General features: G+C 43.8%; 2 protein-coding genes. One reads left to right on the top strand and one right to left on the bottom strand.

Features of this window, described 5'->3' with window-relative positions; all coding sequences use genetic code 11:
- The coding region (locus QHH00_08495; GenBank protein ID MDH7509409.1) for a KamA family radical SAM protein at positions 1–507 on the top strand (507 nt) is incomplete at its 5' end.
- A 125-nt stretch (positions 508–632) separates the two neighbouring features.
- Here the strand turns inward: QHH00_08495 and QHH00_08490 are convergent.
- Positions 633–1021, bottom strand: a 389-nt coding sequence (locus tag QHH00_08490; GenBank protein MDH7509408.1) for a CBS domain-containing protein, incomplete at its 5' end; no start/stop codon positions are given.

Genomic DNA, 1021 nt, shown 5'->3' with positions numbered 1-1021 from the left:
ATCACACCAGATGCTGCGAACGCTGTGCAAGCGATCAGAAAAAAAGGAATAATGGTTTACAATCAACAGGTTTTCACCTTCGAGAACTGTAGGCGGTTTGAGACGGTGGCACTTAGAATCCTGCTCAAGAGAATTGGCGTCGATCCCTACTACACCTTCAACACGAAAGGTAAAGAAGAGACTCGCTGGTTCAGAGTTCCAATTGCGCGTATTCTGCAGGAAGCAAAAGAGGAAGCGCGTCTTATCCCAGGACTCTCAAGAACGGATGAACCGGTCTTCAATATCCCCGCACTAGGGAAGAATCATCTCAGGGCATGGCAGCACCATGATCTGATCATGATCACTTCAGAGGGAGAAAGGGTTTATGAATTCCATCCCTGGGAGAAGAACATCGCTCTCGCACCCACCTATATTTACAGGGATGTTCCGATTGCGGAATTCCTCGATCGCCTGGCGTCGAGAGGAGAGAACATTGAGGATTATGAAAGCATCTGGTATTATTTCTGACTAAAATCAGCCTCTCACACCACACCAAGTCTTTCACTTGGGTGATATACTCGGTATGAATGCGAGACGACTATAACCATCCTCTCTGGGGATGCCATCGATAAACCTAGTAATTCCATTTTGATTTAATTAAAGCTATCATTGTCAGTGATCAATAAATGGTCCATAACATCCTTTCGAGATATCATACCGACGAGTTTACCTTCATTGTCAACAACTGGTAGACTTCTCAATTTGAATTCAACCATGTACTCAATGGCCTTTTTCAAATCATCATCAACGTTGATCGAAATGACGGCCCTTCTCATGATCTCGCCGACATTTTCAGCGAATAATTTGAGAAGATCGGTTTTCGAAACGCTTTTTCCAGGTGAAAAAGTTTTTAACAAATCCAGTTTTGTAACAATGCCGACGAGATAGCCATCGCGCACAACGGGGAAACCATTATAGTCATACTTGTCGAAAAGCGCCTTGAGATCCTTGAGCATTATATCTTCATGAATCGCGATGACAT

It is taken from the genome of Methanomassiliicoccales archaeon (assembly GCA_029907465.1).
In the GTDB taxonomy this organism is placed as follows: domain Archaea; phylum Thermoplasmatota; class Thermoplasmata; order Methanomassiliicoccales; family JACIVX01; genus JACIVX01.
This window is presented reverse-complemented; position numbering and strand designations above follow the sequence as displayed.